We start from the raw sequence: 17,113 nt of genomic DNA, 5'->3' as shown, positions 1-17,113 counted from the left end.
CATCAACTTGATTTGACGAACAGCCATTAATAATTGGTTTAAGAGAATAAAAAAGAGTCGATATGGATTTCAAAAAATTCATATCGACTCTTTTTTTCATAAACTGTTATTTATTTTTCTTCAAAGCAGGTTTCCAGACACCATAGATGACACCTGAGATAACTGCACCGATCACAACAGCTAATAAGTAAAGCAATGGTTTATTAGCAAGTGGTGTAACGAAGATACCACCGTGAGGAGCAGGAACGTTAACACCCCAGAGTTGTGTTAAACCACCACCGATTGCAGAACCGATAACACTTGATACGATAACGTGTAATGGATCTCCAGCAGCAAATGGGATAGCACCTTCAGTGATGAATGATAGACCTAAGATATAGTTTGAAAGACCAGCTTGTCTTTCTTGTTCAGTAAACTTGTTCTTCCAGAATGTTGTTGCAATAGCAATTGCTAGAGGTGGAACCATCCCACCGACCATAACAGCAGCCATCAAAGCACCATTTTGTGTTGCAGTAAATGTACCAATAGCGAAAGTATAAGCGGCTTTGTTGAAAGGACCACCCATATCGATTGACATCATACCACCAAGCAAAGTACCTAAGATAACAGCATTACCGGTACCCATTGATTCTAGGAAGTGAGTGATAGCAGCGTTAACAACCGCAAAGATTGGATCAATAGCGAAGTACATGATAGCTCCGGTAAAGAGCAACCCTAAGACTGGATAAATCAAAATAGTTTTAAGACCGGCCAATGATTTTGGCAAATTCTTAAGCCATTTCTTTAAGAAGATAACAACCCATCCAGCGATAAAACCGGCTAAAAGACCACCGATAAATCCGGCAGGACTCTTAGATGAAACAACGGAAGCTGTGGCTTGAGAAGCCATATAACCACCAACGAAACCAGGTAATAGAGCTGGACGATCACCAATTGAAACGGCGATATAAGCAGCTAGAACTGGAATCAAGAAACTAAAGGCATAATTACCAACGTTATTAAAGAACAAGAACCATTGTGATTTAGCACCAACGGAGTTTTCTAATAAGAAGGAAATAGCCATTAAAATACCACCACCGACAACGAATGGCAACATGTTAGAAATACCATTCATTAAGTCAGCATAAATTCTTGACCAAAGTGATTTCTTTTCTTCAGAATCTTCTTGAGCTTCTTCAGCACCACCTTCAGCATGGAAGACAGGAGCTTTTTGGTCAACAGCTAGGTTGATCAATTCTTCAGCTTTGTTGATACCATCACTAACGGGACGGTTGACTAAGTGTTTGCCATCGAAACGAGGCATGTCAACTTTCTTATCAGCGGCGATGATAACACCATCAGCACGTTTGATTTCGTCAGATGTTAAGAGATGCTTGACACCTTCAGAACCGTTAGTTTCAACTTTGATGTCAACACCCATTTTTTCAGCTTGTTCTTTAAGAGCAGCTTCAGCCATGTAAGTGTGGGCAATACCGGTAGGACAAGCAGTAACGGCAACAACGTAAGGCTTCTTTTCATCATCGTTAGTTGCACTAGCAGCGGCAGCAGCCTTAGCTTTTTGCTTTTCCTCGTCAGCCTTGTCTTTGGCTTCTTTTTCTTGCATTGCTTTGTCGAATAAGTCTTGAACTTCGTCAGCTGTTTTAGCAGCCTTCAAGTTTTTAACTAGTTCTGGATTGATCAAAAGTGATGATAATGCAGCAAGGGCTTGCAAGTGAAGATTATCAGCACCATCTGGAGCAGCAATCATGAAGAATAGGTAAGCTGGTTGTCCATCAAGTGATTTGTAATCAATTCCCTTAGCACTCTTAGCAAAGAGTACGGTAGCGCGTTTAACAGCTTTGTCACGAGCATGAGGCATGGCAATTCCATCACCAATACCAGTACTTGTTTGGGCTTCACGTTTTAAGATATCCTTTTTGTACAATTCTTTGTCATCAATGACACCAACTTGATAGTACTTGTCGACCATTTCCTCAATGGCTTCTTCTTTAGTCGTGGCCTTCAAGTCCATGATCATGGCATCTTTTAATAGTAATTGTTTCAAGTCCATTTTTAAAAGTCCCCCCTCAAATTAAATTTCTGTAATAGAAATTGCGTTATAAATTTCATCAATTTTTGCTTTAACAGCAATGTCTTGACTAAAGGCAGTAGCAGATCCACAGGCAGCTCCCATATGGAAACTTTCAATAGGATCTTTTGTTTCCATAAATGTACCAGCAAAACCAGCAATCATTGAATCGCCAGCACCAACTGAGTTAATAACAGTTCCCTTAGGAGCGTTAGCTTTATAGGCTTTATCTTTAGTAACTAGTAGAGCACCGTCGCCAGCCATTGAAACTAAAGCATGTTTAGCACCTTGGTCCAAAAGTTTTCTAGCATAGGTAATAATTTCTTGTTCGTTGTTAAATTTAACATTAAACAAGTCGGCTAATTCATGGTGATTTGGCTTAACGACTAGTGGATGGAGTGGCAAAGTGTCAAGTAAGGCTTGACCAGTAGTATCGATAACAAATTCGGCACCTTGTTTTTGGATTGTCTTAGCAATATCTAAATAAAATGTTGCATCTAGATTTTTGGGAAGGCTTCCAGCCATGATAACGACATCACCCTCGCCGATATCGTTAAGATTGTTCATGAAGGATTTTTTCTCATCAGCAGAAATGGCAGGACCAGCTCCGTTAATTTCAGTTTCTTCATTTTGAGCAACAGCATTGATTTTGACATTGATACGAGTGTCTTCTTGAACTTTAGTAAAAGAAGTTTTGAGCTCATGTTTAGAAAGCAATTCTTCAAACATTGAACCAGTAGCACCACCAACAAAACCTAAAGCTGTAGAATCAATTTTTAATTCTTTAAGAATTCTTGAAACATTGATTCCCTTGCCCCCAGGAAGTTTGACATCATTAGATGTACGATTAACTTCTCCAGTATTTAAATTCTTCAATTGTAAAACATAATCAATTGAAGGGTTGACTGTAATTGTATAAATCAACTAGTTTGCCTCCATTATCTTAGTATATTTACTTAAAACACTTGATTCTTTTTCTGATAATTTATTAGTTATTAATGGAACCTCATCTAAAGTAGCAAAACGACTAAAACTAACTTGCGAAAACTTGGAACTATCAGAAAGTATATAAGATTGATTGGACTGAGCAATTGCTAAACTTTTGATAGCAGCTTCTTCTGGATCAGGCGTTGTATAGCCGTCCTCAACTGAAAAGCCGTTAGTACCCAGGAAAGCTCTATCAAAATGATAGTTTTCCAAAGTTTGAATGATATTTGCTCCAACCAAAGCCTTAGTAGATGACTTTAATTTTCCCCCCGGAAGAAAGGTGTTCACTTGATAATCAGCCAGCATCGAAGCGTTATCGACACTATTGGTAATGACTAACAGATCATTATGTTCAATTAAGTAGGGAATCATAAATTGAATTGTTGTCCCTGAGTCCAAGAAGATGACTTCATAGTTATGAACTAAACTTGCAGCTGTCTGACCGATTAATTTCTTTTCATTAATATGTACGGCTGCTTTTTGTGAAAGAGCCGGTTCCTCATGCAATGAAATGACATTTTGAGCACCACCGTGAATTCTTAATAACTTATGACAATTTTCTAAGTCTTGTAAATCACGACGCAAGGTAGATTCAGAAGCGTTTGTTAGTGGAATTAAATCGTGGAGTTTGACAATATTGTGTAATTTTAATTGTTCTAAAATAATTTGTTGTCTTTCTTCAGTAAGCACTTACATCACCTCGCAAGAAATATAATACAACCATATTCATCCAAAATCAATCATAAAAACTCAAAATCTTCCAAAAACTTTCAAAAAATAATTAGCTTTTAATAAAAAACTAGACAATCAGTACGAGTTCAAAGTATGATGGAGACTGTTTTTGTGCTAAAATTTAGAAATGATAATTATAGTTTAGAAAGGGGGATTTTAATGTTTGTAGATAACGTTAAAATCACCGTAAGATCCGGAAAGGGTGGCGACGGGGCTGTAGCCTTTCGTCATGAAAAATATGTTCCACTTGGTGGACCTTCCGGCGGTGATGGTGGTCGCGGTGGCGATATCATCTTAAAGGCTAATGAGGGTATGAATACCTTAATGGACTTTAGATATAAGAGAATTTTCAAGGCTGAACCTGGTCAAAATGGTCAGATTAAGGGAATGTATGGTCATAAGGCTGATCCTGTTTATATAAAGGTACCTACAGGTACTTCAGTATACGATGAGGATACAGGTCGATTGATTGGCGACTTAGTTGAGAATAATCAAGAATTAGTGGTTGCTAAAGGTGGCGATGGTGGACGTGGTAATATTCACTTTGCTAATTCCAAGAATCAGGCTCCAGAAGTAGCTGAAAATGGTGAACCTGGTCAAGAGAAACATATCAAGTTAGAGTTGAAGCTAATTGCTGATGTTGGTTTGGTAGGATTTCCATCTGTTGGTAAATCTACCTTATTATCTGTAGCAACTTCTGCTAAGCCTAAAATTGCTGCATATCACTTTACAACTTTGTCTCCTAATTTAGGGATGGTTCGTTTAGACGATGGACGTGATTTTGTTATTGCGGATTTGCCTGGTTTGATTGAAGGAGCTTCAAATGGTGTTGGTTTAGGGATTCAATTCTTGCGACATGTTGAACGTACTCGAGTTATTTTGCACTTGGTTGATATGGACCCTAACAATGGTCGGGATCCTTATGATGACTATTTAGCTATTAGAAAAGAATTGGGCAATTATGATGAGAATGTTTTGAAACGTCCCGAAGTTATTGTGCCAACTAAATTGGATATTCCTGGTTCTGAAGAACGAATGGCTGAATTTAAGGAAAAATTATCGGCTGATGCTGATATTTTCCCTATTTCAAGTATTCAACACACCGGTGTTAAAGCATTGATGAATCATACTAGTGAAGTACTATCTAAAGCTGAACCAATTCACTTTGATGTACAAACTGATGAAAATAAAGAATACAATTTTGAACCAGAAACTAATGCATTTACTATTGAGAAAGATCCAGAATATGAGCATAGCTTTATTGTTCACGGTGATAAAGTCGAAAGACTTCTTCAAAGAACAAACTTGGATCATCAAGATGGAATTATGCGCTTTGCTAGACAACTTAAGTCTATGGGTATTGAAGATGCACTAATCGATGCAGGTGCTGAATCTGGTGATTCAGTTACAATTCTCGATTTCACTTTTGAATTTATTTAGGGGCAATAATAATGGATAAATCACCGAAAAGAAGGTTTATTACTGGATTTGATGGACTACGGACACTAGGGGTAATTGGTGTTATTATGTATCATTTGAATCCTAATGTGTTTTCAGGAGGATATTTAGGAGTACCTATTTTCTTCCTTATATCAGGCTACTTAATTACTGACCACTTTTTTAACACAGTTGATTATGGTGGTTCCTTCTCATTAAGCAATTTCTATATAAGAAGGGTTAAGAGGCTATATCCGGGTATGCTATTTGTGATACTGGCGTCCGGAGCATATATTGTGTTTTTCTTAAAGGGACTGCTTTATCATTTAGATCAAATATTTGTGACGAATATTTTGAATGTTTACAATTGGTGGCAGATTTTTAATGGCCAATCATATTTTGAAAGATTTGCTAATAATGAATCACCATTTACTCATTTGTGGACACTGTCAATTGAAGGCCAATTTTACATTATTTGGCCAATTTTACTGATTCTCTTTGCTAAGCACGGAGTAAAAAAGAGCCGCATTTTTGGTTTCTCATTAATCGTTTCGATAGCTTCAGCTATATGGATGGCAATCTTATTCAAGCCGGGTGTAGATCCAAGTAGAATCTACTATGGTACTGATACAAGATTGTTCTCTATTCTTTTAGGATGTGGCTTGGCCTTAGTTTGGCCAGCTGAGAAATTAAAGAGTGGCTTGAAGAAAGCCGACAAACTAAAATTAAATTTAGTGGGGCTATTATCTTTTGCATTAATGCTTTTGATGATTTTTACTATTAAAGATTCAGATCCATTCCTATATCGTGGTGGAATGTTTATTTTCTCCATTACGACATGTATTTTTATTGCGGTTGTTGCCCACCCAGATTCATTCTGGAATGGAATTTTATCGAATCGTGTCTTCCATTATGTAGGAACAAGAAGTTATGGACTTTATTTATATCAATTTCCAGTGATGATATTCTTTGAATCAAGATTTAAGAATGTAGCAGATCATCCGATCCTTTATCCAGTTATTGAGGTTATCTTAATTATTTTGATTACTGAATTCTCATTCCGATTCGTTGAACAACCATTAGCACATGCTAAATGGAGCGATGTAAAGAAGTTTTTCCATACTTCCTCAGGTTTCCAACGAACAATTGCTTTGATTGTGGCTTTGATTAGTATTACTGGCTGCTATAGTGTTGTAAAAGCTGTCAGCGCACCAAAGCCAAATGTTAACCATAGTCAATTAGCTACTAAGATCAATAAGAACGAAAAGGCTAATAAGGCTAAAAAGCAACAAGCTATTGAAAATCTTAAGAAACAAAAAGCTAAGCAAAAAGATGCAACTGGTAAAATGTCTAGTGCTGATTATGCTAGGTATAAGAAAGCGGCTAAAGCACATCCAATTAATACTGAATTTGAAAAGTATGGTTTAACGCAAATTGATCTGCAGAGATTGAAGGATGTTCCTTTGACAGCTGTAGGTGACTCAGTTATGGCTGATGGTTCGGATAACTTCTTGAAGCTATTCGATGATAAGAAAGTTATTGTTGATGCAGCTGTTAGTCGTCAATTGGATGCCAGCTTGGGTATTTTACAACAATATAAGGATCAGGGTGTTTTAGCACCAAACGTATTGATTGGTTTAGGAACAAATGGTCCTTTCAATATGCAACAAGTTGGCCAAATCATGGATCTAGTAGGACCTAAACGTCATGTTTACTGGATCAATGTTCATGTGCCAACAAGACCATGGGAGAAGACAGTTAATGGTGTCTTATCTCAAGCAGCAGGTAAGTATAAGAATCTAACAGTTATCGATTGGAATGACTATTCACAAGGTAAAACTGATTGGTTCTACGATGATAATGTTCATCCAAATCCTGACGGTTCAATGTATTATACGTCCTATGTTGCCAAAGAAATTTTGAAATCATTAGACAAAAAATAGATAGGATTTTTTTATGGAATTAGAATTTTTAGGAACTGGTGCTGGAGTTCCATCAAAGGGACGCAATGTCTCCAGTATTGCTTTAAAAATGTTGGATGAACGTAATGAAGTTTGGCTCTTTGATGTCGGTGAAGCAACGCAACATCAAATATTAAAGACAGCTATCAAACCACGAAAAATCACCAAGATATTTATATCTCATTTACATGGAGATCATATCTTTGGTTTGCCAGGTTTGTTGTCTAGTCGCGCCAATCAAGGTGGTAACTCGCCACTTGAAATTTATGGTCCAGTTGGAATCAAAGAGTATGTTGAAACATCACTAAAGGTTACAGGTGGCAAATTAGGTTACCGAATAAAATATATCGAATTGAAAAATGATGGCGAGATTTTTAATGACAAAACGTTCAGCGTTTCTGCCGGAAAATTAAAGCATCGGATAACTTGTTTTGGTTATCGAGTAGTTGAAAAACCAAGAACTGGTGAATTGCTAGTTGATAAGCTAGAACAATATAATATTCCTAATGGACCTATCTTTGGTCAGTTAAAAGCTGGAAAGACTGTAACATTGGATGATGGTACTGTTTTGAATGGTAAGGACTTTATTGGTCCAGATAAACCTAGCAAAGTCGTAACAGTTATTTCAGATACGCGTTATACTCCTAAGATTGATGAGTTAGCTCAAGATGCTGATGTACTTGTCCATGAGTCGACTTTTTCTAATGACGAAAAACAGTTGGCTTATAATTACTATCATTCAACAGCTACACAAGCCGCTGAAGTGGCCAAGAGACGCAATGTTAAAGGTTTGATTTTGACTCATATTTCGGCTAGATATACTGGCAGAGGTGCTTTTATTTTACAAAAAGAAGCTCAAAAGATTTTCAAGCATACCAAAGTTGCCAATGATTTTGACATATATGAGGTACCTTTTAAATAGAGAAGAGGATGAAAATGACCAATTTATTGAATCAAACAGTTATCGTTACCGGTGCATCTTCAGGTATTGGTAAAGATGTGGCAGTTAATGCTGCTAAATGTGGTGCTAATGTGATTTTGATTGCTCGTAATGAAGAAAAATTACTTCAGGTAAAAAATGAGTGTATTCGAGTCGGTGCTGAAAGTGCCCATCATGAATTTCTCAGCGTTGATATGAGTGACCCAGATCAAATTGCTACTGGCGTTAAAAAAGCTTATGAAATTAATGACGATATTGATGTATTAGTTAATGCCGCTGGATTTGGCGACTTCTCTAACTATTTGGAAACTGACTTTGATAAAATTGAAAAGATGTTTCGAGTTAACGTCTTAGGCTTGATGCTAATGACACGTTTAGTAGCTGCTAAGATGATTGAAAATGGTCGTGGTCATATTTTCAATGTTGGTTCTATGGCTGGTAAAATAACTACGCCTAAGTCTGCTGCATATGCGGCAACTAAGGCAGCTGTAATCGCCTTTTCAGACGGTCTCAGACTAGAATTGAAGCCGATGGGTGTTTATGTCACAACTATTAATCCAGGCCCTGTGAAGACTAATTTCTTCAATGTGGCCGATCATGACGGCAACTATCTTGATTCAGTAAAGAATTTTGTTCTCGATCCCGATAAATTAGCTTGGGAAATTGTTGATACTTTCAATAAAAACAAACGTGAGATCAATCGTCCACGTTATATGGAATTAGCAGCAGTATTATATAAACTCGCTCCAAGTCTTGGGGATTACTTTGCTTCAACACTTGGCAATCGTAAGTAGGGGGGATTACTATGAATGGTAAACAGTCAAGATTTGTCATTGGTTTAATTATTGCTCTGATCGTAGTTATCTTTGCAGTTTTAAACGTTAATCCAGTTACGGTCAGCTTTGGCTTTACAAGAGTTAAATTGCCATTAATTATTTTGATAATTGTAACTTTACTTTTGGGTGCGATTATTACAATGCTTTTGGCAAGTACTGGTAAAAAGAAAAATGACGATTTGAATCATCATGCTCAAAAGCAAATTTCCCGAGTAAAAGTATCAAATGATAACCAAATTGCTGATGCTTTAAAGGAAAATAATGCGAAAAAACAAACAAAATAGTAAATTTGCTTGCTCAAACCTTTTTATGATAGTATTATATTAAACGTTAGATTTGATTGAGTTAATTTAAATAAAGGAGTTTTTAAATATGGCAGTTCCAAAGAGAAAAACATCAAAACAAAGAAAGCGTCAAAGACGCGCACATCTTAAATTAGATACACCAAACATGCAATTCGACGTTGCTACTGGTGAATATCGTTTAAGTCACCATGTATCACCATCAGGTATGTACAAAGGTGAAAAAGTTATCGACGATAGCAAAGAAGCTTAACAAAAAAGTCAAGTATAACTTGGCTTTTTTTTAATATTAGAAATAAATGGGGTTACAGTTATGAAGAAATTGAGATATGTCTTATTGATGGCTATTCCGCTTTTCTTTTTATTGTTAACTGGATGTTCGAAATTAAGTCTATCAACAACCCAAAAAGAGTACCGTGCTGATGGTTTAGTTGCTAGTGTTAAAGGAAAAGCTGCTAATTATAAGAAGTTAACGTATACTACTGGTGGTCAGACTAAAAAGATAACAGTTAACGGAGGACATTTTGCTTTTTCAGTACCTGTTTCAACGAATGATCAAAACGTTCGTATCAAGGCAGTTAACGGTGATAAGACGACGACTAAGCTAGTTAAAGTCAAGAAGGCTAAAGCTCTTCAAGATTATCTAACTTTTGCGCAAAGCTATAATTATACACAGTTATCTTTGGGGCAGCCAACGGATCAATTGCAATTGATTTCAAAAAATGGAATTTTTACTCATAAAAAGACTGATGGAACAGTCTGGTATTATAATGTTCAAAATAATCAATTAATGGGTATTGCTACTAAATTCTCCTATAAAGATTTGAAATCAAAAACTGGTCAAAAGAATTTCTCGACTGACTTAATGGTTGTTTCAAAGCTTTTGGGTGCCAATGGCAAAAAAGTATTAAAGGATTTTGCCAAGCAGACAAAGAATGCTAGCAAAAATTCTACTAAAACTTCGATGAACCAGATAACATCCAAAGGGATTAATTTTAATATTAATTTGACTACTAATGAGTTTTATCTATATATTACTAAATATTAAAAAATAAGGAGCTAGTAATCATCAAATCTGATGAATACTAGCTCCTATTATTATGAATTAGATGTAAATTTATTTTTTGATTGCCAAAACGTAAAGCTTTGTGGTCGTCGTTATAAATTATCTCCATAAAAAAAATGCTTAAAATTAATTAAGCATTTTTTTCAACTTTTTCATCTTTAACGGAACTATCAAGAATCAATGGAATTACACTGAAAATGACAGCAAATACTATACTAATAATAATAGAATAAGTTGAGTTAAATTTTTGTTGGTTCAAAGCACCACCGATAAAACCGGCAACTTGTCCCAGCATGATAGACCAGAAAATTACAGCAATATATCTCATTTCTTCCATCTCACTTTCTCAAGTAGTTTAGCACAAAAAGAAACATTTCCCAATATACTTCCACTTGATTTTGATATAATTTTATACAAAGGGGGCGACGAATTGCAAGCACAACTACAAGTAATGAGTAGTTACAGTTTATTGCATAGTCCCGCAAAATTGACCGAATTAGTCGATCAAAGTAAAGCTCGGGGTTATAGCGCAATTGCCTTAACTGATATTAATAATTTATATGGTTCAATAGATTTTTATAAATATGCTCAAAAAGTAGGCATTAAACCAATTATAGGTTTAACCATGGAAATTTCAGGAATTATTGATACTGAAAATATTTATTCTTTAATAGTTTTGGCTAAAAACAATCAAGGCTATCAAAATTTAATTAAGTTGTCTTCCAAAATCATGTCCACTAAAGAAGCTGTAGCAATTGAGGATTTAGAGGCTTATTTATCTAACTTATACGTCATTACTCCAGCAAGTGAAGCAGAGATTCTTAAGACCGATGTGTCAGAATATGCTGCAAAATTGACTGAACTATTAGATCCAGAGTCATTATTTTTAGGGGTTAGTCTAGATTCAGATCAGTTAGATAACGTGAAAAATATTCGTCAGACGTCGCAAACTACCGAATTGCCACTGGTCGCTTTAGGAGACGTTAGATACGTTAATGAGGACGATCATTTAGCATATCAAGTAGTAAATAATTTAAGAACTGGCATCAGGTTTGAAAATCTCGATCAAGTAGTTGAAAAAGGGGATCATTACTTACGAACTTATCATGATTTTGCTGAGGAATTTGCTGAAGTTGACATGAATGAGGCAGTAGTCAATGCTGACAAAATCGCAGATAATTGTAATGTAACGATTGAATTCAAGGAAACTGAGTTGCCAAAATTTCATACGCCTGAAGAAACTACGTCAATTCAATTTTTACATGATTTAGCTACTAAAGGACTTTGGAAACGTTTGGTTGAAGTTACTCCGCAATATCAAAAACGTTTAGATTATGAATTAAGTGTTATTGAAAAAATGGGCTTTGCTGATTATTTCTTGATTGTGTGGGATGTGATCAAGCATGCTCATGCGGTTGGTATTAAAACTGGACCTGGTCGTGGTTCTGCCGCGGGTTCGTTAGTTTCATATTGCTTAGGGATTACGCAAGTTGATCCAATTAAGTATGATTTGCTATTTGAACGTTTTTTGAATCCACAACGAGTTAATATGCCTGATATCGATTTAGATTTACCCGATGATCGCCGGGATGAGATGGTTATGTATATGCACGATAAATATGGCTCTGATCATATGGCTCAAATCATTACTTTTGGAACCTTAGCAGCTAAGATGGCTTTACGCGATATATCAAGAACATTTAGTCAAACGCAATTTCAAATTTCACAATGGTCTAATGCCATACCTAGAAAACTTAATATTTCATTGCAGGAAGCCTATGATCAGTCTGGAAATTTGCGTAATTTAGTTGAAAATTCTAAGGAAAATCAGCTGATTTTTAAAGTGGCTCAGCGCATAGAGGGCATTCCACGACATTATTCTACCCATGCGGCGGGAATTGTTTTAAGTAAAAAGCCGATGACCGATATTGTGGCCGTTCAATTAGAAGATGATGGCATCAATTTGACGCAACAAACCAAGTATAATGTTGAAAATGTTGGCTTATTGAAAATGGATTTTTTGGGACTTAAAAATTTAACAATTCTCGATAAATCTATTCAAGCTATTTCTGAGCGCTATCAGCGAGAGTTTGTTCCTGAGAAGATACCTTTGGACGATCAAAAAACGCTAGAGCTCTTTCAAAAGGGAGCAACTGACGGTGTATTTCAATTTGAATCAGATGGGATCAGAAGTGTTTTAAGACAGCTTATTCCAACTAGTTTCGATGATATTGTGGCTACTAATGCTTTGTATCGTCCTGGTCCTATGCAGAATATTTCGACATTTATTGCCCGTAAGCATGGGCAGGAAAAAGTAACATACCCTGATCAATCGTTGGAAAAGATTTTACGTCCAACTTATGGAATTCTGGTATATCAAGAACAGGTAATGCAAGCTTCCTCTCAAATGGCTAACTTTTCACTAGCCGAAGCTGATATTTTACGTCGGGCAATTAGTAAGAAGAATGAAAAGTTAATTGAAGAAAATCGTCAAAAGTTTGTCGATGGATCCGTCAGTCAAGGACATGATAAAAAGTCGGCTGAAAAGGTTTATCAGTATATTGAAAAATTCGGTAATTATGGTTTCAATAAGTCGCATGCGGTGGCATACTCGATGATTGCTTTTTGGCTGGCATACATCAAAGTTCATTTTCCAGATATCTTTTTTGCCTGTCTGTTGAATTCTAATTTGAATAATGAAACAAAAGTAACGGCTTATATTCAAGATGCAAAAGACTCGCAAGTAAAAATTTTAAATGTTGATATCAATCAAAGCGGCTATGAATTTTCTGATGCTGATAAGACGATTCGATTTGGATTGTTGAGTATCAAAGGAATGCGTCGCGATTTGGCCATGAATATTATCGAAGAACGTCAAAAAAAAGGACCTTATACAAGTACTTTGAACTTCTTGCAGAGAATCGATCGGCGCTTTGTGAAAAATGATTATTTAGAGCCTATGATCCTTTCAGGAACGTTTGATAGCTTTAATCGAAACCGAAAAGAATTGTTATATGATTTTCGTGATCTGATTGAGAGCATTCAACTAGCAGGCAACAACCTGTCTTTGTTTGATGTTTTGGATCCAAAGAAACATCAGGTGGATGATTTTACTTTGACAGAGCGACTCAATCAGGAAAAAGAATACTTAGGAGTTTATGTATCAGGCCATCCGGTGGAGCGATATCGTAGTCAGATCTTAAATTTACCGACTAAAAAAATATCAGAATTAGGTAAAGTGCAGAACCAGCCAGTCAATGTTTTGGGATTGGTGAAGAATCTCCGAGTGATTCGAACGAAAAAGGGTCAGAGAATGTGTTTTATGACGATTGAGGATGAATCTGGCAGCATTTCTGTGACAGTCTTTCCAAAACTTTTTCAAAAAGTTGAAGATATGGAGATGGATGGTCAGATTTTCTTGTTTGCTGGTCGGAGCAGCACAGGTCAAAGAGGCGATTTAGAATTGATTGCTGACCGTTTGGCTGATCCTAAACAATATACAGTCAAGCTTCCAAATGAAAAGCTGTATTTACGGGTCATTAAATCACTAGATACATCTAAAAATTTGGAATATCTGTATAAGCTTATTGAAGAATCTCATGGACCAATGCCAGTGATTGTTTATCGAGAAAAAAATCAACAAGCAGTCTTGTTGAGATCAAATCATTGGATTAATTTAAACGATGATATTCGTCATAAATTGGAAGAGTTTTTAGGTAAAAAAAGTGTTTTCGTGAAAAAAGAATAATTAATTTATCTTAAAACGTTTTCAGCTCTATAAAGTATTCGGCAAAAATGTTATATTTGATTAGGTTTTGTTTTAGAAACAAATAATTTTGGAGTGTGAACAAATGAAGCGTATTGGTATTTTAACCAGTGGTGGCGACGCCCCTGGTATGAACGCTGCTATCAGAGCAGTCACACGTAGAGCCATTGATAAAGGACTCGAAGTGTTTGGTATCAATTATGGATACGCTGGTCTTGTTGCGGGTGATATTTTCCCATTAACAAGTGAAGACGTGTCTGACCGTATTCAACGTGGTGGTACATTTTTGTACTCTGCTAGATATCCTGAATTTGCCAACGTAGAAGGTCAACTCAAAGGTATCGAACAATTGAAGAAATTTGGAATCGATGCATTAGTTGTTATTGGTGGAGATGGTTCTTATCATGGAGCATTGCGTTTAACTGAACATGGTTACAATGCAATTGGTCTACCAGGAACAATTGATAACGATATTCCATTTACAGACTTTACAATTGGTTTTGATACAGCTGTATCTACTGCTGTTGATGCGATCGATAAGTTACATGATACTGCCAGTTCCCATGAAAGAACTTTTGTTGTTGAAGTCATGGGTAGAGGTGCTGGTGACGTGGCTCTTTGGGCTGGTGTTGCCGGTGGTGCTCAAAAGATTATTGTTCCAGAACGTGATTTTGATATCAAAGAAATTGCCGAAGAAGTTAAAGAAGGCCGTGAAAAGGGCAATAAGAATATGATTATTGTCTTGGCTGAAGGTGTTATGCACGCTGAAGACTTCAAGAAAGAATTAGACAAGTATGGTGACTTCGATACACGTGCTACTGTCTTAGGACATGTGCAACGTGGTGGTTCACCAACAGTTAAGGATCGTGTCTTAGCAAGTAAGATGGGTGCTCATGCTGTTGATTTACTTCTTGATGGTAAGGGTGGCCTTGCTGTTGGTATTGAAAACAACAAGATTACTTCTCACGATATTCTTGATCTCTTTGATAGCAAGCACAAACCTGATTTATCACTCTATGACTTGAATGAATCTTTAAGTAGATAAAGTTAAGCATAGAACGTTTTAATTTGTTACAATATACGATGTATAAAACAAGAAAAGGGGATTTCTCGATGAAAAGAACTAAAATTGTAAGTACACTTGGACCTGCTAGTAACGATGTCGACACAATCGTTAAGTTGATTGAAGCCGGAGCTAACATCTTCCGTTTCAACTTCTCACATGGTGACCATCCAGAACACAAAGCTCGTATGGAAATGGTTCACGAAGCTGAAAAAATTACTGGTAAGACTGTTGGTATCGTTCTAGATACTAAGGGTGCTGAAATTCGTACTACTGTTCAAGAAGGCAACAAGTTCGAAGCTAAGATCGGCCAAACAATCCGTATTTCAATGGATGACTCATTGACTGGTACACCAGAAAAAATTGCTTCTACATATCCTGGTCTATATGATGATACACATGTTGGTGGTCACGTATTGATCGATGATGGTCTTGTTGATTTGAAGATTACTGAAAAAGATGACAAGAACCGTGAATTAGTTACTGTTGTTCAAAATGACGGTATGATCGGTTCAAGAAAGAGTATCAATGCTCCTGGTGTTGAAGTTCGTCTACCAGGTATTACTGAAAAAGATTCAGATGATATTCGTTTCGGTCTAGAACAAGGTATTAACTTCATCTCAGCTTCATTCGTTCGTAAGGCTCAAGATGTCCTTGATATTCGTGCAATCCTTGAAGAAAAACACTGTGAATACGTACAAATCTTCCCTAAGATTGAATCACAAGAAGGTATCGACAATATCGATTCTATCCTTCAAGTATCAGATGGTTTGATGATTGCTCGTGGTGACATGGGTGTTGAAATTCCATTTGAAAACGTACCATTTGTACAAAAATCATTGATCAAGAAGTGTAACGCTCTTGGTAAACCAGTTATCACTGCTACACAAATGCTTGACTCAATGCAAGAAAACCCACGTCCTACACGTGCCGAAGTTACTGATGTTGCTAACTCTGTTCTTGATGGTACAGATGCTACAATGCTTTCAGGTGAAAGTGCTAACGGTGACTACCCTGTAGAAGCTGTTTCAGCTATGGCTCACATCAACGAACGTACAGAAAAAGAATTAGACAAGAACAACTCACTTGCAATCCAACGTTTCGAAGATTACAAGGGTTCAAACGTTACAGAATCAATCGGTGAATCAGTTGTTAGAACTGCTGAAGAACTAAACATTCACACAATCGTTACAGCTACTAAATCAGGTTACACAGCTCGTATGATTTCTAAGTATCGTCCAAGCGCTGATATTTTAGCTATCACATTTGATGAGAAGACACAACGTGGTTTGACAGTTAACTGGGGTGTTGATCCTATTATTGCTGACAAGCCAGAAAACACTGATGAAATGTTCGACTTAGCTGCTAAGAAAGCTCAAGAACTTGGCTTTGCTAAAGAAGGCGATTTGATTCTTGTTGTTGCCGGTGTTCCTGTTGGTGAAAGTGGTACAACAAACGTTATGAAGGTTCAATTGATCGGTTCAACATTGGTTAAAGGCCAAGGTGTTGGTGAAGAATCAGTTGTTGGTAACGTTGTAGTTGCTCACTCTGCTGAAGAAGCAAACAAAAAGATCAACGAAGGAGACATCCTTGTTACAGAAATGACTGACAAAGATTACCTACCAGCTCTTGAAAAAGCTAGTGCCGTTGTTGTTGAAAACGGTGGTTTAACTTCACATGCTGCTGTTGTTGGTATTGCTATGGGTCTACCTGTAGTTGTTGGTGCTAAGAATGCTACAAACCTTGTTAAAGATGGTGACACTGTTACTGTTGATTCAAGACGTGGTGTTGTTTACAAAGGTGCTTCACGTTCACTTTAATTTAAAAATTAATTTGATGTGTTAAATATAATAAAAAAACTGAGAGAAACTGACGAGTTTCTTTCAGTTTTTTTTGTATTTGCGTTAATATCATATTATTAAAAATATTTGGCTGTTCGTCAAATCAAGTTGATG

General features: G+C 36.5%; 14 protein-coding genes. 10 read left to right on the top strand and 4 right to left on the bottom strand.

The window, feature by feature from the left end; all coding sequences use genetic code 11:
• Positions 1-106: 106 nt before the first annotated feature.
• Genes FD26_RS09435 through FD26_RS09425 form a run of 3 tightly spaced genes read right to left on the bottom strand, consistent with a single transcriptional unit; the run spans position 107 to position 3,745 of the window.
• On the bottom strand, positions 107-2,050 hold the full coding sequence (locus tag FD26_RS09435; protein WP_057868182.1) for a PTS fructose transporter subunit IIABC: 1,944 nt from the start codon (positions 2,048-2,050) through the stop codon (positions 107-109).
• Between the two features lie 21 nt (positions 2,051-2,071).
• Positions 2,072-2,992, bottom strand: a complete 921-nt coding sequence (pfkB, locus tag FD26_RS09430) for a 1-phosphofructokinase (protein WP_057868181.1) — start codon at positions 2,990-2,992, stop codon at positions 2,072-2,074.
• Positions 2,993-3,745, bottom strand: a complete 753-nt coding sequence (locus FD26_RS09425; protein ID WP_057868180.1) for a DeoR/GlpR family DNA-binding transcription regulator — start codon at positions 3,743-3,745, stop codon at positions 2,993-2,995.
• 201 nt (positions 3,746-3,946) lie between these two features.
• Between FD26_RS09425 and obgE the strand changes: the two genes are divergently transcribed.
• From obgE to FD26_RS09390, 7 genes are all read left to right on the top strand, one after another.
• On the top strand, positions 3,947-5,227 hold the full coding sequence (obgE, locus tag FD26_RS09420; protein ID WP_057868179.1) for a GTPase ObgE: 1,281 nt from the start codon (positions 3,947-3,949) through the stop codon (positions 5,225-5,227).
• An 11-nt stretch (positions 5,228-5,238) separates the two neighbouring features.
• A complete protein-coding gene (locus FD26_RS09415) occupies positions 5,239-7,167 on the top strand; it encodes an acyltransferase family protein (RefSeq protein WP_082596279.1) in 1,929 nt (642 codons plus the stop codon).
• A 13-nt stretch (positions 7,168-7,180) separates the two neighbouring features.
• Positions 7,181-8,107: a ribonuclease Z gene (gene rnz / locus FD26_RS09410; protein WP_057868178.1), complete on the top strand. Its 927-nt coding sequence runs from the start codon at positions 7,181-7,183 to the stop codon at positions 8,105-8,107.
• 14 nt (positions 8,108-8,121) lie between these two features.
• Positions 8,122-8,919: an SDR family NAD(P)-dependent oxidoreductase gene (locus FD26_RS09405; protein WP_057868177.1), complete on the top strand. Its 798-nt coding sequence runs from the start codon at positions 8,122-8,124 to the stop codon at positions 8,917-8,919.
• An 11-nt stretch (positions 8,920-8,930) separates the two neighbouring features.
• On the top strand, positions 8,931-9,245 hold the full coding sequence (locus tag FD26_RS09400; RefSeq protein WP_057868176.1) for a lipopolysaccharide assembly protein LapA domain-containing protein: 315 nt from the start codon (positions 8,931-8,933) through the stop codon (positions 9,243-9,245).
• An 88-nt stretch (positions 9,246-9,333) separates the two neighbouring features.
• Complete coding sequence (gene rpmF, locus FD26_RS09395; RefSeq protein ID WP_057868175.1) at positions 9,334-9,516, top strand: 50S ribosomal protein L32; 183 nt, start codon at positions 9,334-9,336, stop codon at positions 9,514-9,516.
• Between the two features lie 60 nt (positions 9,517-9,576).
• The gene (locus FD26_RS09390; protein ID WP_057868174.1) at positions 9,577-10,311 is read left to right on the top strand and encodes a hypothetical protein; all 735 of its coding nucleotides are present in this window, start codon (positions 9,577-9,579) and stop codon (positions 10,309-10,311) included.
• Between the two features lie 148 nt (positions 10,312-10,459).
• Here FD26_RS09390 and FD26_RS09385 read toward each other — a convergent pair whose 3' ends face one another.
• On the bottom strand, positions 10,460-10,666 hold the full coding sequence (locus FD26_RS09385; protein WP_057868173.1) for a YjzD family protein: 207 nt from the start codon (positions 10,664-10,666) through the stop codon (positions 10,460-10,462).
• A 93-nt stretch (positions 10,667-10,759) separates the two neighbouring features.
• On the opposite strand from FD26_RS09385, the gene dnaE reads away from it, so the two are divergent.
• The 3 genes from dnaE (at position 10,760) to pyk (ending at position 16,978) form a co-directional block, all read left to right on the top strand.
• Positions 10,760-14,077, top strand: a complete 3,318-nt coding sequence (gene dnaE / locus FD26_RS09380) for a DNA polymerase III subunit alpha (protein ID WP_082596278.1) — start codon at positions 10,760-10,762, stop codon at positions 14,075-14,077.
• 103 nt (positions 14,078-14,180) lie between these two features.
• Entirely contained in the window at positions 14,181-15,140 is a 960-nt protein-coding gene (gene pfkA, locus FD26_RS09375) for a 6-phosphofructokinase (RefSeq protein WP_057868172.1), read from the top strand.
• Between the two features lie 68 nt (positions 15,141-15,208).
• The gene (gene pyk / locus FD26_RS09370) at positions 15,209-16,978 is read left to right on the top strand and encodes a pyruvate kinase (protein WP_057868171.1); all 1,770 of its coding nucleotides are present in this window, start codon (positions 15,209-15,211) and stop codon (positions 16,976-16,978) included.
• The last annotated feature ends 135 nt before the right edge of the window (positions 16,979-17,113 follow it).

The sequence above is a fragment of the Companilactobacillus crustorum JCM 15951 genome, assembly GCF_001434585.1.
Lineage (GTDB): Bacteria > Bacillota > Bacilli > Lactobacillales > Lactobacillaceae > Companilactobacillus > Companilactobacillus crustorum.
The sequence above is the reverse complement of the archived record's forward strand: the minus strand, read 5'-3'. Positions and strand labels throughout refer to the sequence as shown.

Bases quoted from the DNA above. Each gene is read 5' to 3' on its own strand.
- rpmF (WP_057868175.1), top strand. From the start codon at position 9,334: ATGGCAGTTCCAAAGAGAAAAACATCAAAACAAAGAAAGCGTCAAAGA.
- FD26_RS09385 (WP_057868173.1), bottom strand. From the start codon at position 10,666: ATGGAAGAAATGAGATATATTGCTGTAATTTTCTGGTCTATCATGCTG.
- FD26_RS09415 (WP_082596279.1), top strand. From the start codon at position 5,239: ATGGATAAATCACCGAAAAGAAGGTTTATTACTGGATTTGATGGACTA.
- pfkA (WP_057868172.1), top strand. From the start codon at position 14,181: ATGAAGCGTATTGGTATTTTAACCAGTGGTGGCGACGCCCCTGGTATG.
- obgE (WP_057868179.1), top strand. From the start codon at position 3,947: ATGTTTGTAGATAACGTTAAAATCACCGTAAGATCCGGAAAGGGTGGC.
- FD26_RS09400 (WP_057868176.1), top strand. From the start codon at position 8,931: ATGAATGGTAAACAGTCAAGATTTGTCATTGGTTTAATTATTGCTCTG.
- FD26_RS09405 (WP_057868177.1), top strand. From the start codon at position 8,122: ATGACCAATTTATTGAATCAAACAGTTATCGTTACCGGTGCATCTTCA.
- pyk (WP_057868171.1), top strand. From the start codon at position 15,209: ATGAAAAGAACTAAAATTGTAAGTACACTTGGACCTGCTAGTAACGAT.
- FD26_RS09390 (WP_057868174.1), top strand. From the start codon at position 9,577: ATGAAGAAATTGAGATATGTCTTATTGATGGCTATTCCGCTTTTCTTT.
- rnz (WP_057868178.1), top strand. From the start codon at position 7,181: ATGGAATTAGAATTTTTAGGAACTGGTGCTGGAGTTCCATCAAAGGGA.
- FD26_RS09435 (WP_057868182.1), bottom strand. From the start codon at position 2,050: ATGGACTTGAAACAATTACTATTAAAAGATGCCATGATCATGGACTTG.